The sequence below is a fragment of the Mesorhizobium delmotii genome (assembly GCF_900149755.1).
GTDB lineage: Bacteria > Pseudomonadota > Alphaproteobacteria > Rhizobiales > Rhizobiaceae > Mesorhizobium > Mesorhizobium delmotii.
Map to the genome: position 1 here is coordinate 4979 of NZ_FUIG01000039.1, position 19485 is coordinate 24463.

The 19485-nt window shown below is 60.8% G+C and carries 18 protein-coding genes and 1 tRNA gene; 16 read left to right on the forward strand and 3 right to left on the reverse strand.

All coding sequences use genetic code 11. The features are described from left to right. Window positions 1-400 precede the first annotated feature (400 nt). Both BQ8482_RS39470 and BQ8482_RS22400 read left to right on the forward strand, forming a co-directional pair. Window positions 401-559, forward strand: a complete 159-nt coding sequence (locus BQ8482_RS39470; protein WP_244602933.1) for a hypothetical protein — start codon at window positions 401-403, stop codon at window positions 557-559. Window positions 560-632: 73 nt separating this feature from the next. Continuing rightward, complete coding sequence (locus BQ8482_RS22400; RefSeq protein ID WP_123149585.1) at window positions 633-1823, forward strand: NADH-quinone oxidoreductase subunit D; 1191 nt, start codon at window positions 633-635, stop codon at window positions 1821-1823. Window positions 1824-2128: 305 nt separating this feature from the next. On the opposite strand, the gene BQ8482_RS38240 is transcribed toward BQ8482_RS22400, so the two are convergent. Continuing rightward, window positions 2129-2217 (reverse strand) — tRNA-OTHER (locus BQ8482_RS38240). 322 nt (window positions 2218-2539) lie between these two features. Here BQ8482_RS38240 and BQ8482_RS22405 point away from each other — a divergent pair. Continuing rightward, entirely contained in the window at window positions 2540-2755 is a 216-nt protein-coding gene (locus BQ8482_RS22405; protein ID WP_123149586.1) for a hypothetical protein, read from the forward strand. 297 nt (window positions 2756-3052) lie between these two features. Here BQ8482_RS22405 and BQ8482_RS22410 read toward each other — a convergent pair whose 3' ends face one another. Continuing rightward, a complete protein-coding gene (locus BQ8482_RS22410) occupies window positions 3053-3346 on the reverse strand; it encodes a hypothetical protein (RefSeq protein WP_123149695.1) in 294 nt (97 codons plus the stop codon). Between the two features lie 317 nt (window positions 3347-3663). Between BQ8482_RS22410 and BQ8482_RS40135 the strand changes: the two genes are divergently transcribed. The 9 genes from BQ8482_RS40135 (at window position 3664) to BQ8482_RS22450 (ending at window position 12010) form a co-directional block, all read left to right on the forward strand. Continuing rightward, window positions 3664-3786, forward strand: coding sequence for a hypothetical protein (locus BQ8482_RS40135; protein ID WP_258122430.1), 123 nt, complete (start codon window positions 3664-3666; stop codon window positions 3784-3786). A gap of 132 nt (window positions 3787-3918) precedes the next feature. Then, entirely contained in the window at window positions 3919-4254 is a 336-nt protein-coding gene (locus BQ8482_RS22415; RefSeq protein ID WP_123149587.1) for a hypothetical protein, read from the forward strand. Between the two features lie 13 nt (window positions 4255-4267). Beyond that, the gene (locus tag BQ8482_RS22420) at window positions 4268-4561 is read left to right on the forward strand and encodes a DUF1488 family protein (protein WP_123149588.1); all 294 of its coding nucleotides are present in this window, start codon (window positions 4268-4270) and stop codon (window positions 4559-4561) included. A 130-nt stretch (window positions 4562-4691) separates the two neighbouring features. Further along, window positions 4692-4877: a DUF3606 domain-containing protein gene (locus BQ8482_RS22425; RefSeq protein ID WP_123149696.1), complete on the forward strand. Its 186-nt coding sequence runs from the start codon at window positions 4692-4694 to the stop codon at window positions 4875-4877. Between the two features lie 372 nt (window positions 4878-5249). After that, window positions 5250-5906: an ABC transporter ATP-binding protein gene (locus tag BQ8482_RS22430; RefSeq protein ID WP_123149589.1), complete on the forward strand. Its 657-nt coding sequence runs from the start codon at window positions 5250-5252 to the stop codon at window positions 5904-5906. Continuing rightward, window positions 5906-8314: an ABC transporter permease gene (locus tag BQ8482_RS22435; RefSeq protein ID WP_208867813.1), complete on the forward strand. Its 2409-nt coding sequence runs from the start codon at window positions 5906-5908 to the stop codon at window positions 8312-8314. The genes BQ8482_RS22430 and BQ8482_RS22435 overlap by 1 nt, the downstream gene beginning before the upstream one ends. Beyond that, window positions 8304-9359 (forward strand): lipocalin-like domain-containing protein, encoded by a 1056-nt coding sequence (locus BQ8482_RS22440; RefSeq protein WP_123149590.1) that lies wholly within the window; start codon window positions 8304-8306, stop codon window positions 9357-9359. The genes BQ8482_RS22435 and BQ8482_RS22440 overlap by 11 nt, the downstream gene beginning before the upstream one ends. A 331-nt stretch (window positions 9360-9690) precedes the next feature. Beyond that, a complete protein-coding gene (locus BQ8482_RS22445) occupies window positions 9691-10584 on the forward strand; it encodes a LysR family transcriptional regulator (protein WP_123149591.1) in 894 nt (297 codons plus the stop codon). Window positions 10585-11050: 466 nt separating this feature from the next. Next, window positions 11051-12010: a DMT family transporter gene (locus BQ8482_RS22450; protein ID WP_123149592.1), complete on the forward strand. Its 960-nt coding sequence runs from the start codon at window positions 11051-11053 to the stop codon at window positions 12008-12010. 143 nt (window positions 12011-12153) lie between these two features. Here the strand turns inward: BQ8482_RS22450 and selD are convergent, their stop codons facing one another. Further along, window positions 12154-13227 carry a selenide, water dikinase SelD gene (gene selD, locus BQ8482_RS22455; RefSeq protein WP_123149593.1) on the reverse strand — a complete coding sequence of 358 codons (1074 nt, stop codon included), beginning with the start codon at window positions 13225-13227 and terminating at the stop codon, window positions 12154-12156. A gap of 457 nt (window positions 13228-13684) precedes the next feature. Here selD and fdnG point away from each other — a divergent pair, with 457 nt between their 5' ends. The 4 genes from fdnG (at window position 13685) to fdhE (ending at window position 19484) form a co-directional block, all read left to right on the forward strand. Next, window positions 13685-16771: a formate dehydrogenase-N subunit alpha gene (gene fdnG, locus BQ8482_RS22465; protein WP_165848667.1), complete on the forward strand. Its 3087-nt coding sequence runs from the start codon at window positions 13685-13687 to the stop codon at window positions 16769-16771. A 10-nt stretch (window positions 16772-16781) separates the two neighbouring features. Then, entirely contained in the window at window positions 16782-17732 is a 951-nt protein-coding gene (gene fdxH / locus BQ8482_RS22470; RefSeq protein WP_123149596.1) for a formate dehydrogenase subunit beta, read from the forward strand. Next, window positions 17719-18414 carry a formate dehydrogenase subunit gamma gene (locus BQ8482_RS22475; RefSeq protein WP_123149597.1) on the forward strand — a complete coding sequence of 232 codons (696 nt, stop codon included), beginning with the start codon at window positions 17719-17721 and terminating at the stop codon, window positions 18412-18414. The genes fdxH and BQ8482_RS22475 overlap by 14 nt, the downstream gene beginning before the upstream one ends. A 152-nt stretch (window positions 18415-18566) precedes the next feature. Then, window positions 18567-19484, forward strand: coding sequence for a formate dehydrogenase accessory protein FdhE (gene fdhE, locus BQ8482_RS22480; RefSeq protein ID WP_123149598.1), 918 nt, complete (start codon window positions 18567-18569; stop codon window positions 19482-19484). Window position 19485 lies beyond the last annotated feature (1 nt).

A 19485-nucleotide genomic window follows, 5' to 3' on the forward strand; every position in this document is an offset into this window, starting at 1 on the left:
GTGTTGGATCGGACCTTGCTGCCAATCCCTGTAGACACTACCCCAGCAAAATTACCGGTCTCACGATTGACATGTCCAGGGCAACAGCTCCCAGGCACGGCTTTCACCATTTGGCCACATCTGTGGCAGCCGAGGGCCACAACTAAGGGATACTCTTTGTTGCCATCAAGATGATCCTCCTTTGAGCAAACGGGAACGGAAAGATCATGCGCATGCTGACGACAATCGCCATCCTTTTGGCACTCGGCGTGGCGTCGCCAGTTTACGCTCAATCCCCGGGCGCGCAACTTCCCCCAGATGTAACCCAGGCTCCGCCAACTTTGTGTGACCAGACTTCACGAGCGTAGCGGTCATCGACATCGAGGATTTGCCTCCGGAAATTAAATCGGAGGTCGATGCCGTGATTACCCAAACGAGCTCGGAAGAGTTGTATATCCTGCAAAGTTCGATCGATGCGACGCCACCTGCCGTGTCGGTGTCGGCAGCGGTCGGGCTGGATTCGTCGCATGTGGTCGCTGCCAACATCGGTGACGATGGCCCAGACGACGACTTGATTTGATCGTCGGTCAGGCGCCGCACTTTGCATCGGGCATTCGAGATCGACTGCGAACTACGAGGCCGGAAGGATTGCCATGGCCGAGGCCGCAATTCGCAACTTCACCATCAATTTCGGACCGCAGCATCCGGCCGCGCATGGTGTCTTGCGGCTCGTGCTTGAACTCGATGGCGAGGTCGTCAAGCGCGTCGATCCGCATATCGGCCTGCTCCATCGCGGGACCGAGAAGCTCATAGAGCACAAGAACTATCTGCAGGCCCTGCCCTATTTCGATCGGCTCGACTACGTCGCGCCAATGAATCAGGAGCATGCATTCTGCCTCGCCGCCGAGAAGCTGCTCGAAATATCGGTTCCGCGGCGCGGACAGCTCATCCGTGTCCTTTTTTGCGAAATCGGCCGGCTTCTGTCGCACCTTCTCAATGTGACGACGCAAGCCATGGATATCGGCGCGCTGACCCCGCCGCTCTGGGGTTTCGCCGAGCGTGAGAAGCTGATGGTCTTCTACGAGCGCGCTTCCGGCGCCCGCATGCACGCGAATTATTTCAGGGTCGGCGGCGTGCATCAGGATCTGCCTCCGAAACTTCTGGACGACATCTGGGATTTCTGTGACCCGTTCCTCAAGGTCTGCGACAATCTCGAAGTGCTGCTCACCGACAACCGTATCTTCAAGCAGCGCAACGTCGATATAGGCGTGATCAGCCTCGACGATGCCTGGGCTTGGGGCTTCTCAGGCGTGATGGTGCGCGGATCGGGCGCCGCTTGGGATTTGCGCAAGGCGCAACCCTACGAATGCTATCCTGAGATGGATTTTGATATTCCTGTCGGCAAGAACGGGGACTGCTATGACCGCTATCTCGTCCGCATGGAGGAAATGCGTCAATCGGTTCGGATCATGAAGCAATGTCTGGAAAAGCTGCGTTCACCGGAAGGCCGGGGGCCGGTGGCGATTCCAAATCAAAAGATCACGCCACCGTCGCGTGCCGAGATGAAACGCTCGATGGAAGCGACGATCCATCATTTCAAACTTTACACGGAAGGGCATCGCGTGCCCGCCGGAGAGGTATACGCTGCGGTCGAAGCACCGAAGGGTGAGTTCGGCGTTTATCTGATTTCCGATGGCAGCAATGTTCCGTACCGGTGCAAGATCCGAGCACCCTCCTTCGCCCATCTGCAGGCAATGGATTTCTTGTGTCGGGGCCACATGATCGCCGATGTCTCCGCGATCATTGGTTCGCTCGACATCGTGTTCGGAGAGATCGATCGTTAAGCCGAGTTGCACATCTCGGCTGCTGGAAGATAGGCCTACAATCGCAGGATCATCCGTGGTTTATCGAAGTCGCGCACAAAATGCCCCGCCGGGTGGGTCTCTCTGGCTTGCTGCCGGTTCAGTGGACAGGCAGCAGGCCAAGTTGACCCTACCCAGCCGTAAGGGAATGACAAACCCGAAAAGAACGGCTCGCCCTTTCACAAGGCGGGCCGTTCGTTCGCTTTTGAAGATACGAAAACGCCGCTCGACCGGAAGGGAGCGGCGTTTATCAAGTGTGGCGTCCTAACCCTAGACGAAACCCCGATTGGTCGGGGCCGTCGGACTCGAACCGACGTTTCCAGCTTGTTCGCTATCAACTTTAGATGGTGTTCTCCCGTCGTCCTTGCAAGCCCCATCGGCGCGCAGAGTGTGGAAGGCTAGACGCGAGCCAAACGCTATCCAGCCGTGGAACCAACACTTCGCGCATATGTTGATAGAGACCGGGCGGCCCCCCGCCGCGTCCGGTGGCTACGAAGCCGCTTTCAAACATCCCCTCTGGAAAGCGGGTTTTTTTGTGCCTTCCCGGCGAACGGATTCACCAATGCCGGTGACAGGCCGGTACATAATGACTCGCTAATGGATTGTCGAAAGCGTACATTCCCAATGTCGCTGGCCACTGAACGGGCGCTGGCGCTTGAGAGCGTAGATCGTACTCCCGCCCCTATGGGAGTTATGTGATGGAAATCGACAGCCGCTCAGACGGATTTATCTCCGCTCACGACTTTGACATTCTGTGCGATGCCTTCAAGGCTTCGGTCGAGGAAGGACGGGTAACCAAAGCGCACAGGATTCAGCACGCCAAGAATCTGGTGCGCGAACTCACCGGCCAAGAGAACGCCGACAAACACCTGATTAGCCGGATGATGCGGGGTTGCCACGCTACCCAGCCGTAGGGGAATGGCGGGCCTACTTGGGTTTGGTAGGCCGCTTCCGTTCCTTCGCATCTTCAACGCCTCGGTCAAACCCGGCTTGGTATTCGGTCTTGCCTGCGGGGATGGAGTGGCTTGGGATGCCGGGTAGGATGCCGGGCGAAACCGTCTTCCAACCGTCCAAATACCCCTTCTCGAAAGATCCAGACATTACTTCTGTCCCGATGGTTTCTCGTCTCGCCGCTCACTAGTATGTGCGGCCTTGGCTATCTTTTTGACCATAGCATCTGACCGACTGCCCGACGGCGAAACGATGAACGTTCATTGCTGGATCCTCCTGATTGTGCCTAGCGCCTGTTCCTGATCCTGCTCTAACGCAGCTTCGAGTTCGTAATGGTCGATACCCACAAGCTGGCTCGCGAGATAGAGAGTCGAGGAGACGGCGGGAATATGGATGAAGGTGGCGACACGCCGGTAGGCGAGCCAGGAAATCCCGTCGATCCAGTCGTCGTCCTCGTCGATTGCATAATCGCCCGGCTGCTGAAACTCATCGACGCCTCCCAGCGAGAATGGTGCCGTGAATTTCACGGTCGTGTGCTTTGTGCGGGTGTTCATTTGCATATCCCTGGAAAGAGCAGATTATTGCGCTCGCGAAGCGACGCAGCCCTTTCAAAATCGATGATTTGGGGAGTTGGCGGGTCGAGAGCCTGTGACGCCGCGATAGCAAGCATGGCCAAAAGAACGATACACGAACGGTATGCGCCAATTGCGGTTTAACTGCCGCTTGTCTGGAGAACCGCTAGCTGCCGAATGCCCTGTTTTGGCCGCTAAGCCGCTTCCGCCAGGAAAGCTCCAAAAAAACTATTATGGAGGCTCTTTGTGTGATAGGGTGATTTTCTGGCCGAAAAAATAACAAAACAAAGGAGGCCGCTGTGAAAACCTATATCCCTGCTCAGGTTTACCTTTACGACTACAAGAGCTTATTCGTAAGAGCGTCGGTCACGATTGCCATAGGCATCATCGTCTATTTGACGCTTTTCGGCATCACCTGGTAAGTCCAGACGTCGGTAGCGACTGGCGGCCAAACGTCCTGGAGTGGCGCTTCTAGAGCGCGGGCTTCGCTGGAGGCCGCTGGTCTAGTTCTACCATAGGGATCTTTGATTGTCCCACCCAAGAGGTGCACCGCCATGAACGACACCAACGACAAAGCCCGCGAAAATCGCGATGCTGTTGATATCAGCATTCGCGATGCTGTTGATATCAGCATTTGGGAGAACGAAGGCGGAGCCTCGGATCGATACGATATGAATTATCACTACGGCCGGCGCGTAGAGCCGGACGGGTCATGGACGATCTATCACGTCTTCACCGGGGCACCGGCAGATATGGGAAGCCGATCCATGGCTGGGCTCAGCAAAACAGATGCCACTACCAGAATGATAATTCTGAACGCGCACAATGCGAAGAGACGCAAGGCCGCGAGCCTGCAACAGACGTTCGCTACGCGGTTCTTAACGGCTTGAGGTATGTTCAACCTTGGCGCTGACTTTTCCGAACCGAAGCCGCAGCTACGACGAGGCCGGACAATACCTCCATTTTCTCGGCTACAATGGCATGTTTGAAATGCTGTTCTTGATTGAGATCGAAGCGCTCGCGAACGCAAAACCGGAAGCAGCCACAGCCGAAGCGGGTTATTTGGCGACCTTCGATGCATCACCGGACTCCATTCGTGATGTCGCGCGGAAAGTTTACTCCCACGGCCGCAAGAACGTGTACCAGCCCAGAAAACCTCAACGCTTCGAACAGCGGACGAGCAAAGCGTTCCCGTAAGGGATCGGCTTATCCCTGCGACCGCGGAGTTGTGCGGTTTCGACATGGTTGGGGACTACGTCCTTGTCCCCGTCGATTAGAGGATTATCCTTGACAGGTTTGGGCGAGGCGATCGCCCATGGAGGTTGTCATGGCAGACGACAAGTCAAAGCGTGGTCCGCAAGACAGAGCACGGGTCGACGGTGGCGAAGACTATGAAGTCGGGTACCTCATGAAGAAGCACCATCTCGAACGGGCTGATGCCCTCAGGCTGGTAAAAAAGTATGGAAACAACCGCGCAAAGATCGAAGAGGAACTCGTTGCCCGAAAGCTCTGATCGCGTATTGCCGTGAGGCTGGCATAGAGCCAAGCACGCCTGAGTGTGACCAGGCTGCAGGCATAATCATGGCGCTTTTCAGCAACGGCATCGGCACTGCTGAGGAATTGAAGGCAGCGCTCCAGTTCCGTTTGGAGAGTGAGTTGTGACGGTACGGTCAACGCCTATCCCGCCTAGCTGAGAACCGCTCTAGATCGTAATTGTACATCGAATTCCAAGTGGAGGTCGCGTTAGATGCAAAACGCGAGCCCTCTGAAAAAAACCATTGTCCAATTAAGGCAGTGGGTTTGGAGGCTGTATGAAAGGGGTCGTTGTTTGGCGCTATTTCACGGGCATGCCGTGTCAGATGCACGCGGACCTCCGGGGAGTAACATGCTGCTGAGGCTGCACCAGATCGACAAATTCTACCCCACTGGCGAGGGGCCGTTGCATGTTCTGAACGGGATCGATCTTTCGCTGGAGGCGGGCAAGAGCCTTGCGCTGACCGGCGAGTCTGGCAGCGGCAAGAGCACGCTTTTGCACCTCGTTGCAGGGCTCGACAGCCCTGATGCGGGAGAAATCCACCTTGGCGGTACCAATATTGTGGGGCTGAACGATACAGCCCTTGCCGCCCTGCGGCGGGGAACAGTCGGACTTGTGTTCCAGCAGTTCAACCTGATCCCTTCGCTTGATGTGGCGGCCAACCTTGCCTTTCAGGCTCGGCTTGCTGGCCGCCCTGATCCGGCATGGTTGAAAGTCCTTGCCAAACGGCTGGGCCTCTCCCAAGTCCTCACGCGCTACCCTGAACAACTGTCGGCCGGCCAGCAACAGCGGGTGGCGATCGGCCGGACCTTGGCCGCCCGGCCCCGGCTGGTTCTGGCTGATGAGCCCACGGGCAATCTGGATGAGGCAACAGGGGACGCTGTACTCGATCTTATGCTGTCGCTGGTGGCTGAAACGGGTGCCGCCCTGTTAATGGTCACCCATTCCAACCGTCTGGCAAACCGGCTGAACGCCCGCATTCACCTGCACGCGGGCCGGCTGGTGTGATGGTGTGGACCGGGCTGACAGCGCTCTTGTCTCACTGGCGCAGGCGGCCTGTCCAATTGGCGATGCTGCTTTTGGGGCTATCGCTGGCAACGGCGCTGTGGTCAGCGGTTCAGGCGATCAACGGTGAGGCGCGGGCGAGCTATGACCGTGCAGCGGCGATCCTTGGGCAGGACCGGCTCGCGCAACTAGTGCGTGAGGACGGGGCCTGGATGGATCAACAGGAGTTTGTGAGACTGCGGCGAGCAGGCTGGCTGGCTTCGCCGGTGATTGAAGGTGAAATGCGGTTTGGGGATGTGCGGTTGCGCGTCCTTGGCATTGACCCACTGACTTTGCCGCCGCAGGCGCAGCAGGTGGATATTGCGGCGGGTGACCAGTTATTGCCGTTCATCACGGCGCCCGGTGTGCTCTATGCAGCCCCGGAAACCGCGGCACGACTAACCGAGCAAGCGACACCTCCCGTGCGCGTGGCCGAGGGTTTGCCGCCTGGCACAGTCCTCACCGACATCGGGCAGGCGCAGGTCCTGCTTGGGGCAAAGGACAAGATCTCTCGTCTTTTGCTCTGGCCGGACCAACCGATTGGCCGTGCCCCTCTAAAGGTGGCAGCCCCCGGCCTGACCCTGCGCGAGCCGAGCGAAACGGGAGATCTTGCCAGGCTGACCGACAGTTTTCACCTGAACCTGACGGCTTTCGGTTTTCTCGCCTTTGCGGTGGGGCTCTTCATCGTGCATTCCGCCATCGGTCTGGCTTTTGAACAGCGCCGCCAGGTATTTCGCACGCTGCGCGCACTGGGCTTGCCGGCACGCGTGCTGGTCCTTTTGCTGATCGCCGAGCTGCTGACCTTCGCCCTCCTCGCGGGGCTGGTGGGCGTGGCACTTGGCTATGTAGTCGCCTCGGCCCTTTTGCCCGACGTCGCCGCCACCCTGCGCGGGCTTTACGGGGCCGATGTGCCGGGAACGCTGTCGATCCGCCCCGCAGTGTGGGCAGCGGGGCTGGCCATCGCGGTAATCGGCACGCTGGTGGCGGCCGCACAGAGCCTCTGGCGGCTATGGCACCTGCCGCTGCTTGCAGCGGCCCAGCCTCGGGCCTGGGCGCGGGCTTCGGAGCGGGCACTGCGCGCGCAAGGCGTGGCTGCGATGGTGCTCCTGTTGACGGCGGCGGGAATTGCACACTTCGGATCCGGCCTCGAGGCGGGCTTTGCGCTTCTGGCGGCACTGCTGTTGGGGGCGGCACTGGCGCTGCCGCTCGTGCTGACGGGGATATTGCACCTTGGCGGCCGCTTGGCGCGTGGACCACTGGCCGAATGGTTTTGGGCCGACACGCGTCAACAGCTTCCCGGCCTGTCATTGGCGCTAATGGCACTGCTGCTTGCGCTGGCCGCCAATGTGGGCGTCAGCACGATGGTGTCGAGCTTTCGGCTGACCTTCACCGGCTGGCTCGATCAGCGTCTCGCCTCAGAGTTATACGTGACCGCCCGCACCGAAGCAGAGGCCACGGCGATACGCGACTGGCTGGCCCAGCGCAGCGACGCGGTCCTGCCGATCTGGAGCGTTGAGGGTCGGGTCGCAGGCCAGCCCGCCGCAATATACGGCGTGGCCGATCATGCCACCTATCGCGACAACTGGCCGATCCTCTCTGCAGTGCCGGAGGTGTGGGACCGGATCGCCACAGGCGAGGGCGCCCTGATCAACGAACAACTGGCGCGGCGCCGAGGGTTGGGGTTGGGGGACCAGATCACGCTGCCCGGTGGCTGGCGGGCCAGCATCGCCGGCGTCTATGCCGACTATGGCAACCCGATCGGCCAAGTGATCATCGGGATCGACACACTGGTCCAGCACTATCCTGACGTCTCCCGCCTGCGCTATGCCATTCGGATTGCCCCCGGCAAGGCCGAAGCACTGGCTGCGGGTTTGCGGGCGGAATTCGGGCTGCCCGCGCAGAACGTGATTGACCAGGCCGGGATCAAGGTCTTTTCGCTCAAAGTGTTTGAGCGCACATTCAGAGTAACAGCCGCGCTGAATGTGCTGACGCTGGGAGTCGCGGGGCTGGCGATGTTTGCGAGCCTCATGACCCTGTCGGGGATGCGCCTGCCGCAACTGGCGCCGGTCTGGGCCATGGGTCTGACCCGCCGCCACCTCGCATGGTTGGAGCTTTCGCGCGGCTTGCTGTTGGCAGCCTTGACCATGCTGGCCGCTGTGCCTGTAGGTATTGCGCTCGCCTTTGTTCTACTGGCGGTGGTGAATGTCGAGGCTTTTGGCTGGCGTCTGCCGATGCACCTTTTTCCCGGTGACTGGGTGCGGCTGGCGGCGCTCGCGCTGCTGGCGGCCGGACTTGCAGCCGCCGTGCCTGCCTGGCGGCTGGCGCGTCTTTCGCCATCGGATTTGCTGAAGGTATTTGCACATGAGCGTTAGAGCATTGCTGATCTACATGTGCTTGGCCGCACCTGCCTTTGGCCAAGGTTTTGCTGGGCTTGGCACAGAGGCTGACGGGTTTTCAGTGCCGCAGCCGGGGACTGCATTCAACTTTCCGGCAGACCACGGCCCGCACCCCGGTTACCGGATCGAATGGTGGTATTTGACCGCCAACCTGCAAGCTGCGGATGGAGCGGACTATGGCGTGCAATGGACTCTTTTCCGATCCGCCCTGGCCCCGGTGGAGCGGTCAGGCTGGTCCAGTCCGCAGCTTTGGATGGGCCATGCGGGGCTGACGACGCAAACGCACCAATTCGTGGCCGAACGGATGGCACGGGGCGGCATCGGCCAGGCGGGGGTTACGGCTGCGCCCTTTGCGGCCTGGATTGACAACTGGCAGATGGCAGGCCGAGCCCTGCCAGAGGCGGATGCGCTGTCGGCGCTCGATCTGCGTGCGGCGGGACAGGCGTTTTCCTACGAACTGGCGCTGGACGCCAAAGGCCCTCTGGTGCCGCAGGGAGTGCAAGGCTATTCGGTGAAATCCGAGAAGGGGCAGGCGAGCTATTATTACTCGCAACCATTCTACCACGTGACCGGCACGCTGACCCTTCCGGCAGGCGCGATTGCGGTGACCGGTCAGGCGTGGTTGGACCACGAATGGTCCTCGCAGCCGCTGGCTGAGGATCAAACCGGGTGGGACTGGTTCTCGCTGCATTTCGACAGCGGCGAAAAGATGATGGGCTTTCGCCTGCGCGACGGAGGCGCGGGCTTTACATCGGCCACATGGATCAAGGCCGACGGCAGGCCGCAGCCGCAGGCCCCCGGCGCGCTAAGGGTGACGCCGCTCGAAACGGCGGCAGTCGCGGGACGTAGCGTGCCGGTCCGCTGGAGGGTGCAATTGTCGGAAAAAGGGGTGGATGTGACCATCCGGACGCTAAACCCAGAAGCCTGGATGGACACACGCTTTCCCTATTGGGAAGGCCCGATCCGATTTGAGGGCACCCATGCCGGGCGCGGCTATCTCGAGATGACAGGCTATGAGTGACTGGAGGACGCTGCTCGATCGCGAGATCGCGACGGTTGGCGAATTGCCGAAAATGGAGAAGGTTAGTTTCCAGCGCCCTTCCCTCTACCATTTTAGACGTTTAACGGCATGATAGGTCTCCCTTGTCGACGAAGATCACGTCCATGACGGGCGGCGCGTCGGCGTGAACCGGCACAGCATATCCGGCAAGGTTGCGTTCGTGACGCGCCCGTTGCGGTTGTCGATCACCGAACGCCTGATCCGTTTAGGACATTCCGCGTCGATCGTGCCCGGGTGCAACTCGTCTCACTAGCTTGTATAACCAGTATCGACTTATCGGCATGAGCCATAAATGCAGCGCGGAAGACTTGATATGCTTCTGGCCTTTCTGGCCGTCGCACGGGAAGGCAGCTTTACGCGGGCCGCCGCGCAGCTCGGAATTTCGCAGTCCACACTGAGCCACACGATCCGCGATCTCGAAGAGCGCCTGGGCCTTCGTCTGCTGACCCGCACCACCCGCAGCGTTTCACCGACAGCGGCCGGCGAGCGCTTGCTTCGCAACATCGGCCCGCATTTCGAGGAGATCGAGGCCGAACTCGACGCACTGAGCGAGTTGCGGGAGAAGCCCGCCGGCACCATTCGGCTCACTGCCAGTGATCACGCATTCAAATCCGTGCTCTGGCCGAAGCTGGCGAAGCTGCTGCCGGACTATCCCGACATCATGGTTGAGGTCTTCATTGACAACGCACTGACGGACATCGCTGCAGAACGGTTCGACGCCGGCGTGCGGCTCGGAGAGCAGGTTGCAATGGACATGATCGCCGTACGCGTCGGACCGGATCTCCGCTTCGCTGTCGTCGGTGCGAAGCCCTATTTCGCCAAGCGGCCGCCGCCAACGGCGCCGCAGGAGCTAACCGGTCATATTTGTATCAACCAGCGCTTTTCCACCAATGGCGGGTTGTGGGCCTGGGATTTCGAGCGAGACGGTCGCGAACTGAAGGTGCGGGTGGACGGCCAGATCGTCCTGAATGGCACCGTCGGGATTCTCGAAGCCGCGCTGGATGGTTTCGGCCTCGCCTATGTGCCGGAGGACGTGGCGGAGCCTCATCTTGAGAGCGGCCGCCTTATTCGGGTGCTGGATGAGTGGTCCCCGCGTTGGCCAGGATATTACCTCTATTATCCCAGCCGCCGTCAAGCGTCCCCCGCTTTCACTCTGCTCGTCGACGCGCTTCGACACAAAAGCTGAGATATGTCGGTCCATCGCCCAGCTTCGAAAGGCTGGTTATAAGGCTCAGGTCGGGCGTTGGCAGCGTGTGGCCCACGCAGACGTTCAACTGCTCGGACTAAATGTCTGAAAAGCGCCGCGTTGCGGACCAGCCTGTGAATTGAAAAGCCCGCGCCTCCGGGAGAGGTCGCGGGCAACGGTCTGTTGGGATCAGAGGGACTGATCCAATTGTAATGTGGTACCGTCCATGATCAGCGCATCGGTCAAATAGATGAAAACCCGCGCCCGGGGGAGAAGGACGCGGGCTGTGATCGGCGGGAGGATCCGATCTGGCAGCATTTGGCTACGGCTGCAGAAGTCGATCTTTCGTCGCTGGCATGTGTTCCACACGGAAAAAAACGCCGCACAAGGATTAGTTAAACAGGTGGCGTTGCTGCTCGGCAAGACGCAGCAATCTTGCTAAGATCGGCGGTGGGAGGAGACGGACATGCAATCGCTGCCGATAGCCCATCCAAGCGTAGCGAAGGCGACAGCCGGGGTATCGCTTCCTCTCGCCTATTCCACCGCGACGCTCTGCTGGCTCCTGTCCGCCGGCGTCTACATCGCAGCCAAGTGGGTTGCCCCCGAAATGCCGCCTTGGGCGCTCTGCTTCTGGCGGCTGACGCTTGCCTGCGCGATCCTGCTGCCCATCGTCCATCGCCACCATGGGGCGATGCTCGTGCTGGTCCAATCCCGGGCGATCGAGGTGGTAGCCATCGGCGCAATCGGGCTGACCCTCTGTCAGGGGATGATCTACACGGGCCTCAACTACACCGACGCGACGACCGCCGGCATTATCATGGCACTGTCGCCGATCATGACCATGGTGCTTGCCCGCTACGTGCTCGGCGAGCCCCTCGGCGTCTGGAAGGCGCTTGGCGCGCTGCTCGCTCTGGTCGGGATGGTGGTGATCGTAGCGCGCGGCGACCTTACCGCGCTGATGCGGCTCCAGTTCAATCCCGGCGAGTTGTGGATCGTCGGCAGCGCGTTTTGCTGGGGCCTCTACACCGTGCTGCTGCGTCGCTCCAAATTCGCTATCGAGCTTCTGCCGATGGTGGTCCTGCTGCTAGGAGCCGGCGCGCTGGCCGCACTGCCCCTTTATCTCTGGGAGCTGTTTTCCGGGGAGCGTTCGGCGCTGCATGCGAACGGCCTTCTGGCACTCGCCTATGTCGCTGGCCCGGGCGGCGCTCTGATGTATTACCTCTACAACCGCAGCGTCGAGACGCTTGGCGCCGGGCGCGCCAGCATGCTGCTCTATCTGCAGACTGTCTTCGTTGCCGTGCTCGCTTATCTGTTCCTTGGCGAAGGCTTGCACGACTACGACCTCGCCGGCGCTGCCTTTATCGTCGCCGGCCTGCTGCTGGCCACCGCGATCAAGCCGAGGCAGCGCACGGTGCATGTCGCGTAGGGAATATTAGCATTGCCGATTCCGAGACGGCACTTAGCGATCAAGAGCCGAGGTGCACATCACGCCAGATGACGTTCGACGGTTTCGGATTTCATCACGTTCACGCCTCGCGTCGCTAAATTAGGCGCGCCGGTACAACGGCTTCACTGGACCGTTATCGCGGGCGCGCCGGGCTCGACATGGCCGATCACGCAAGCCGACGTGTAACCTTCCGCGACAATCTTTTCGACCAGGGCCGCCGCTCTGTTGCGCTCGCAGGCGACGAGCAGCCCGCCCGAAGTCTGTGGATCGGTGAGAAGATGGCGCCGCCACTCCGGCATATCGGCAGGCAGGAGCACCGCGTCGCCATAGCTCGCCCAGTTGCGCCGCGAAGCGCCGGTGACAAACCCTTGCTCTGCCAGCAGCGCGGCTTCGGAAAAGAGCGGAACCTCGCGATCACGAATGACGAGAACACAGCCTGAGCCGCGCGCCATCTCGAGAGCATGTCCGAGCAGGCCGAAACCGGTCACGTCGGTCATCGCATGGACACTCTCATCCTGCGCGAGCTCCGATCCGATCCGGTTGAGCAGGGTGGTCGAGGCGATCATCTCGACATAGGCGCTGGGCGGGAGCGCCTGCTTCTTGATGGCGGCGCAGTAGATGCCGACGCCGAGTGCCTTCGTCAGGATCAAGGCGTCTCCCGGCCTCGCGCCCGAATTGCGCCGGACGTCATCGGGCCGGCATGTACCGATCACGGCAAGACCATAGATCGGCTCCGGCGAGTCGATCGAGTGGCCCCCGGCGACCGGGATTCCGGCGGTGGCGCAAACTGCCCGTCCGCCCTTCAAAATGTCTCGGACCATATGCGTCGGCATCTTGTCGAGCGGCATACCGAGAATGGCCAGCGCCATGATTGGCCGGCCGCCCATCGCATAGACGTCGGAGATCGCGTTGGTCGCGGCGATCCGGCCGAAATCATACGGATCGTCAACCATGGGCATGAAAAAATCGGTGGTGGCGATGACACAGGTGTCGTCGTCAAGCTGCCACACAGCGGCGTCGTCGCCGGTCTCGGTGCCGACAAGAAGCTGACGAAAGGGATTGGCCTCGACCTGGTCTGCGAGAAGCTGCTGAAGGACGGAGGGCGCCAGCTTGCAACCGCAGCCGCCGCCATGGGCGAGACTGGTCAAGCGAAGCATTGGAACGTCGGCGACTTCAGGAGAGAGGGCGACTGCCATGGCAAGCCTCCTTAGATTGGCACCGAGCGAGATACCGAGCGGAATTGGCGTTGGCCGTACGCCGGCGATCGTTCGGGGAACCGATTTGAGGGAACGGAGAGATCAGACGCGGAAACGGTGAGAGCGGCCCGAAGACGCTTGGTGAGAGGGCAAAAGCGGGACACATGCGCAGCCTCGGAGCGCACGCTTACGCCACCGTCGGCCGTCGTCCGAAAAGCGCCCCGGCACGCGGGAGCCGTTTCCAATACCACGCGGCACTCTAAGATTATCCTTGGACAAGCGTCAATCGCACTCTCGTCCTAAAACATGAGTTATATCGTCAACTATAATCAGTAAGAAAATGCAGAGCAGTCGGAACGCTTTGCTTTGTTTGACATTGTCCTGTTTTGGATCAGAATGCACTCGTACCCTTGGTTCGGGATGCCCTTCGGAGCATCCGCTTCGGGAGGACATTCAAATGAACATCGAACTGTCACGGCGCGCGTTCCTGCAGACGGCAGGCGCGGGTCTCGCCGGTACTACGCTTGGAGCTCTCGGCTTCGGCGATATCGAAGCCGCACATGCCGAGGCGATACGATCCTTCAAACTCGCCAACACCACTGAGACACGAAACACCTGCCCATACTGCTCAGTGGCGTGCGGTGTGATCCTCTACTCAAAGGGCGATCTCAGGAAGGGCGAACAGGCCGAAATCACCCATATCGAGGGCGATACCGACCACCCAACCAACCGCGGCACCTTGTGCCCCAAGGGCTCGGCCCTGCTCGGCTTCGTCAAGGCCCCGACCCGCTTACAGCAGCCGATGATCCGCAAGCCCGGGGCGGACAAGTTCGAGCCGACAACGTGGGAAAACGCGCTTGACCGCATCGCCCGCCTGATGAAGGACGATCGCGACCAGAACTTCGTCGCGACGAACAATGACGGCGTGACGGTCAACCGATGGATTACCACCGGCTTCCTCGCCGCTTCGGCGACGACCAATGAAACCGCGTTCGAGACCTATAAGGTGGTCCGCAGCGCGGGCATGCTGGTGTTCGATAATCAGGCACGTGTCTGACACGGCCCGACGGTGGCGAGTCTCGCCCCAACATTCGGCCGCGGAGCAATGACGAATTCCTGGACCGACATCAGGAATACGGATCTTGTCGTGATCATGGGCGGCAATGCCGCCGAGGCCCATCCTTGCGGCTTTAAATGGGTCACTGAGGCGAAGGCCAACCGTGGCGCCAAGCTCATCGTCGTCGATCCGCGCTACACGCGCTCGGCCTCGGTGTCGGATCTCTATGCACCAATCCGTCAAGGCACGGACATCGCGTTCCTGCTCGGGCTGATCAACTATTGCATCGAAAACGACAAGGTGCAGCGGGACTATGTGAAGGCGTTCACCAACGCCGGCTATGTCGTCAAGCAGGGCTTCACCTACCAGGATGGCCTGTTTTCCGGCTACAACGAGGCGAAGCGCGACTACGACAAGTCAAGCTGGGACTACGAGATCGGCGCGGACGGTTTCGCCGTCGTCGATGATACGCTGGCAAATCCTCGCTGCGTCTGGAACCTGCTGAAGAACCATGTCGCGGTCTACACGCCGGAGATGGTCGAGCGCATCTGCGGCACGCCGAAGGACAAGTTCCTGAAGGTCGCCGAGATGGTGGCGGAGTGCTCGTCGCCGACCAAGGCGATGACCTCGATGTACGCGCTCGGCTGGACGCAGCACTCGAAGGGCTCGCAGAACATCCGCGCCATGGCGATGCTGCAGCTCATTCTGGGCAATATCGGCGTTCGCGGTGGCGGCATGAACGCGCTGCGCGGCCACTCCAACATCCAGGGGCTGACCGATGTCGGGCTGATGTCCAACTTGCTTCCGGGCTATCTGACGCTGCCCAATGAGAAGGAACCGGACCTCACCGCCTATATGTCGACACGCGGTTTCAAGCCGCTCAGGCCGAACCAGATGAGCTACTGGCAGAACTACAGGAAGTTCTTCGTCAGTTTCCAGAAGGCCATGTACGGCTCGGCGGCAACCCCGGAAAATGACTTTGCCTACGACTACCTGCCGAAGCTCGACGTGCCCGGCTACGACGTGCTGCGCGCCTTCGATATGATGCACCAGGGCAAGATCAACCTGTATCTTTGCCAAGGCTTCAACGCGCTGCAAGCGTTCCCCAACAAGCAGAAGATCACGGCCTCGCTCTCCAAGCTCAAGCTCCTGGTCGTCATGGACCCGTTGGCTACCGAGACGGCGCGGTTTTGGGAGAACCACGGCGCGCACAATGACGTCGATCCGTCGGCGATCCAGACCGAAGTGATCGAACTGCCGTCGACGTGCTTTGCCGAAGACGACGGCTCCCTTACCAATTCGGGGCGCTGGCTGCAGTGGCACTGGGCCGGCGGCACACCGCCGGGCGAGGCCAAACGCGACACCTGGATCATGGCGCAGATACATCTTCGCCTGAAGGAACTCTATCGCAAGGAAGGCGGCGCTTTCCCCGATCCGATCCTCAATCTCCATTGGCCCTATGCCGATCCGGGCGATCCGACGGCCGAGGAAATCGCCCAGGAGATCAATGGCCGAGCGCTCGCGACGGTTACGGACACGGCCGATCCGACCAAGGTGCTTGCCGAGGCCGGAAAACTGTTGCCGGGCTTCGCCGCGCTGCGCGACGACGGCTCCACATCCTGCGGCTGCTGGATTTATTCCGGCTGCTTCAACGAGAAGGGCAACAACATGGCCCGCCGGGATACTGACGATCCCGACGAGACGGGCGCCTTCCCGAAATGGGCGTTCTCATGGCCTGCCAATCGCCGCATCCTCTACAACCGGGCTTCGGCCGACTTGAACGGCAAGGCCTGGGATCCCGACCGCAAGGTGATCGAGTGGGACGGGGCGAAATGGTCGGGTTATGACGTCCCGGACATCGCGCCGACAGCGAAGCCCGGCGAGGTCGGCCCGTTCATCATGAATCCGGAAGGCGTGTCGCGCCTCTTCACCCGGGGAATGATGCGGGACGGACCTTTCCCGGCGCATTACGAGCCGTTCGAATCGCCGATCGTCAATCCGGTCGCGCCCAACGTCCGGGGCAACCCGGCAGCGCGGGTATTCGAAGGGGATTTCAGGCAGTTCGCCGAGCCGGCCTCGGCGGAGTTCCCCTATGCGGCGACCTCCTACCGCCTGACCGAGCATTTCCACTTCTGGACCAAGCACGTCATCGTCAACGCTGTGATGCAGCCGGAGTTCTTTGTGGAGATATCGGAACAGCTAGCGGCCGAAAAAGGTATCGCCAAGGACGGTTGGGTGCGCGTTTGGTCCAAGCGCGGCTCGGTCACGGCGAAGGCGATGGTAACCAAGCGGATCAAGCCGCTGACCTGCGACGGCAAGACCGTCCACATCGTCGGCATTCCACTGCACTGGGGCTTCACCGGGGCGGCAAAGAAGGGATTCGGCCCGAACATGCTGACGCCCTATGTCGGCGACGCCAACATCGAGACGCCCGAATACAAGGCGTTTCTAGTCAATATCGAGCCCGTCTCCGGGCCGGTAGCATAGGGAGGCGGCGATGTTTCCTCCAATTGCCAATCCCTCGGTAACGGACGTGACGCCCCGCTTCTCGGAGAAGGATCTCGTCCGCCGCTCCGCCTCAACGGTACCCGCGCCGGCCGAGCGGCTGACAGAGGTGGCCAAGCTCATCGACGTTTCGAAATGCATCGGCTGCAAGGCGTGCCAGACAGCCTGCATCGAGTGGAACGACACGCATCCGGGGATCGGCGTCAACGCCGGCGTATACGAGAATCCGCCCGACCTGACGCCGGACATGTTCACGCTTATGCGCTTCAGCGAGTGGGAGAACCCAGAGACGAACAATCTTGAGTGGCTGATCCGGAAGGATGGCTGCATGCACTGCGAAGATCCGGGCTGCCTCAAGGCCTGTCCGGCGCCGGGCGCTATCGTTCAATATTCCAACGGCATCGTCGATTTCGTCCACGAGAACTGCATCGGCTGCGGCTATTGTATCAAGGGGTGCCCCTTCAACATCCCGCGCATTTCCCGCGTCGACCATACGGCCTACAAATGTACCCTCTGCTCGGACCGCGTCGCCGTCGGCCAGGGTCCAGCCTGCGCCAAGGCCTGTCCGACCCAGGCCATCGTCTTCGGCACAAAGGATGAGATGAAGCAGCATGCCGAGGGCCGCATTACCGACCTGAAGGCGCGCGGGTATGCCAATGCCGGCCTCTACGATCCGCCAGGTGTCGGCGGAACGCACGTGATGTACGTGCTGCATCACGCCGACCAGCCCGAACTCTATTCCGGCCTGCCGAAGGAGCCTAGGATCAGTCCTCTCGTGGAGGCGTGGAAGGGCATCACCAAATATGCCGGCCTGACCGTGCTTGGGGTCGCGGCCGGCGTCGGCCTGCTCCACCATCTGGTGATGGGGCCGAACAGGGTTTCGGACACGGATGAGGAGAATGCCGAACGGCTAGTGCGGAGTGACCGCCATGACAGCGCATGATGTCGAACCTGATAGCGTAGTTCATCCCGGCAAGCCCGTCACGGTGGACCGGTATACGGTGGGCGCGCGGATAAATCACTGGATCACGGCGGCGAGCTTGATCCTGCTTGCCCTGTCCGGCCTCGCGCTCTTTCACCCGAGCCTGTTCTTTCTGTCAGGACTGTTCGGTGGTGGCCAGTTCACGCGCTTCATCCATCCGTGGATCGGCGTCGTTCTCTTCTTCAGCTTCTTCGGGCTTTTCATCCGGTTCTGGAAGGCGAATCTGTGGAAGCGCGAAGATGGGGCCTGGCTCACGCGCTTTCGCGACGTGCTGGCCAATCACGAGGAGAACGTGCCGGAAGTCGGCAAGTATAATGCCGGCCAGAAGTTCGTATTCTGGGCCATGTCGGTCCTGATCGTCATCTTGATTTCGAGTGGCCTGGTCATTTGGGATCAGTATTTCTCCGCCTACACGACGGTCGGTCAGCAGCGGATGGCGCTCCTCATTCATGCCATCGCCGCCGTTGCGATGATCGGCGTTTGGATCATCCACGCCTATTCGGCCCTCTGGGTGCGAGGCACGATTCCCGCCATGATACGCGGTTCGGTGACGGGCGGCTGGGCTTGGCGGCACCATCGCAAATGGTTGCGGGAACTTGTTACGAAACCGGGCGGAAGATCGGGATCGAAGCCCGCCGAATGAGCGGGCGCTAATGCATGTCGCCCAAAAGTGCGCAGCGGTTTTGGGACAACGACATGCATAAAACAAGAACTTGAAGCGCGTCGCATGAGTCCCTTCAGACGCGATGCGCTTAGCCAGCCAACCACGTGGCCCGTGTGGTTCGTGAGGTGAGTATGCCAAAGCAGATCGTTCCGTCGGATATCGATCCCACCGCCATCGGTGAAGTCTCGGCGCCGCCTTACGTCCGTCTGCCTGATCCGACGCGTCTTTTCGTTCGACGCGCGCAGCGGTTGAATGCGCTGGCCGAAATCGATGAGCTCGGTCCTTATCTCCGCTTTCTCGCTGCTCTCGCCGATGTCCAGCACGGCATACAGGACGGCCTGTCCGATCCGGATCTGCCGGAAACGGAGGTGCGTGAACGGGCGCACGCTTTCGGGATGCCTCCACTCGATCGTGACAGGGTCGCCTCCGGGGCGTTCTTCGAGACGCTCGACCGCCTGGTGCTGGCGGCTTCGGCCATCGAGAAGCCTCGCGCCGCGGCAGACGCGCTCGACCGACTGAAGCTGGCCACGCCTGCAGAGCGCCATGCCTTGGTGCGCAACGTGCTCGCCGATGCAATTGCGGCTGACGCATTGGCCGAGCATGTTTATGTCGCGGCGGCGCTGCAGCTTCATTTCGCGCGTCTTGCCGCTTGCCTCGACGCCTCCACGCTGGTCCCGGTAGGTGACGGCGCATGCCCCGTCTGCGGCGGGCCGCCGGTGTCCTCGATGGTCGTCGGTTGGCATGGCTCCCACGGGGCAAGGTTCTGTGCATGCTCGCTCTGCGGGACGCTCTGGAATTATGTGCGCATCAAATGCACCCTGTGCGGCTCCACCAAGGGAATAGGCTATGTGGAAGTCGAAGGCGGACCCGGCACTGTAAAGGCCGAGACCTGCGATTCATGCGGCTGCTATGTGAAAATCCTGCATCAGCACAAGGATCCGAACCTCGATCCGGTTGCCGATGACGTGGCGACACTCGGCTTGGACCTGCTCGTCCGCGAGAGCGGCTACCGTCGCGGGTCGTTCAACCCATTCCTTGTCGGATACTGAG

Coding starts and splice junctions, on each gene's coding strand:
- selD (WP_123149593.1), bottom strand. CDS start 13,227: ATGGCAGTCGCCCTCTCTCCTGAAGTCGCCGACGTTCCAATGCTTCGC.
- fdhE (WP_123149598.1), top strand. CDS start 18,567: ATGCCAAAGCAGATCGTTCCGTCGGATATCGATCCCACCGCCATCGGT.
- BQ8482_RS22405 (WP_123149586.1), top strand. CDS start 2,540: ATGGAAATCGACAGCCGCTCAGACGGATTTATCTCCGCTCACGACTTT.
- BQ8482_RS22435 (WP_208867813.1), top strand. CDS start 5,906: ATGGTGTGGACCGGGCTGACAGCGCTCTTGTCTCACTGGCGCAGGCGG.
- BQ8482_RS22430 (WP_123149589.1), top strand. CDS start 5,250: ATGCTGCTGAGGCTGCACCAGATCGACAAATTCTACCCCACTGGCGAG.
- BQ8482_RS22415 (WP_123149587.1), top strand. CDS start 3,919: ATGAACGACACCAACGACAAAGCCCGCGAAAATCGCGATGCTGTTGAT.
- BQ8482_RS22445 (WP_123149591.1), top strand. CDS start 9,691: ATGCAGCGCGGAAGACTTGATATGCTTCTGGCCTTTCTGGCCGTCGCA.
- BQ8482_RS22450 (WP_123149592.1), top strand. CDS start 11,051: ATGCAATCGCTGCCGATAGCCCATCCAAGCGTAGCGAAGGCGACAGCC.
- BQ8482_RS22425 (WP_123149696.1), top strand. CDS start 4,692: ATGGCAGACGACAAGTCAAAGCGTGGTCCGCAAGACAGAGCACGGGTC.
- BQ8482_RS22475 (WP_123149597.1), top strand. CDS start 17,719: ATGACAGCGCATGATGTCGAACCTGATAGCGTAGTTCATCCCGGCAAG.
- BQ8482_RS22400 (WP_123149585.1), top strand. CDS start 633: ATGGCCGAGGCCGCAATTCGCAACTTCACCATCAATTTCGGACCGCAG.
- BQ8482_RS22440 (WP_123149590.1), top strand. CDS start 8,304: ATGAGCGTTAGAGCATTGCTGATCTACATGTGCTTGGCCGCACCTGCC.
- fdxH (WP_123149596.1), top strand. CDS start 16,782: ATGTTTCCTCCAATTGCCAATCCCTCGGTAACGGACGTGACGCCCCGC.
- BQ8482_RS22410 (WP_123149695.1), bottom strand. CDS start 3,346: ATGAACACCCGCACAAAGCACACGACCGTGAAATTCACGGCACCATTC.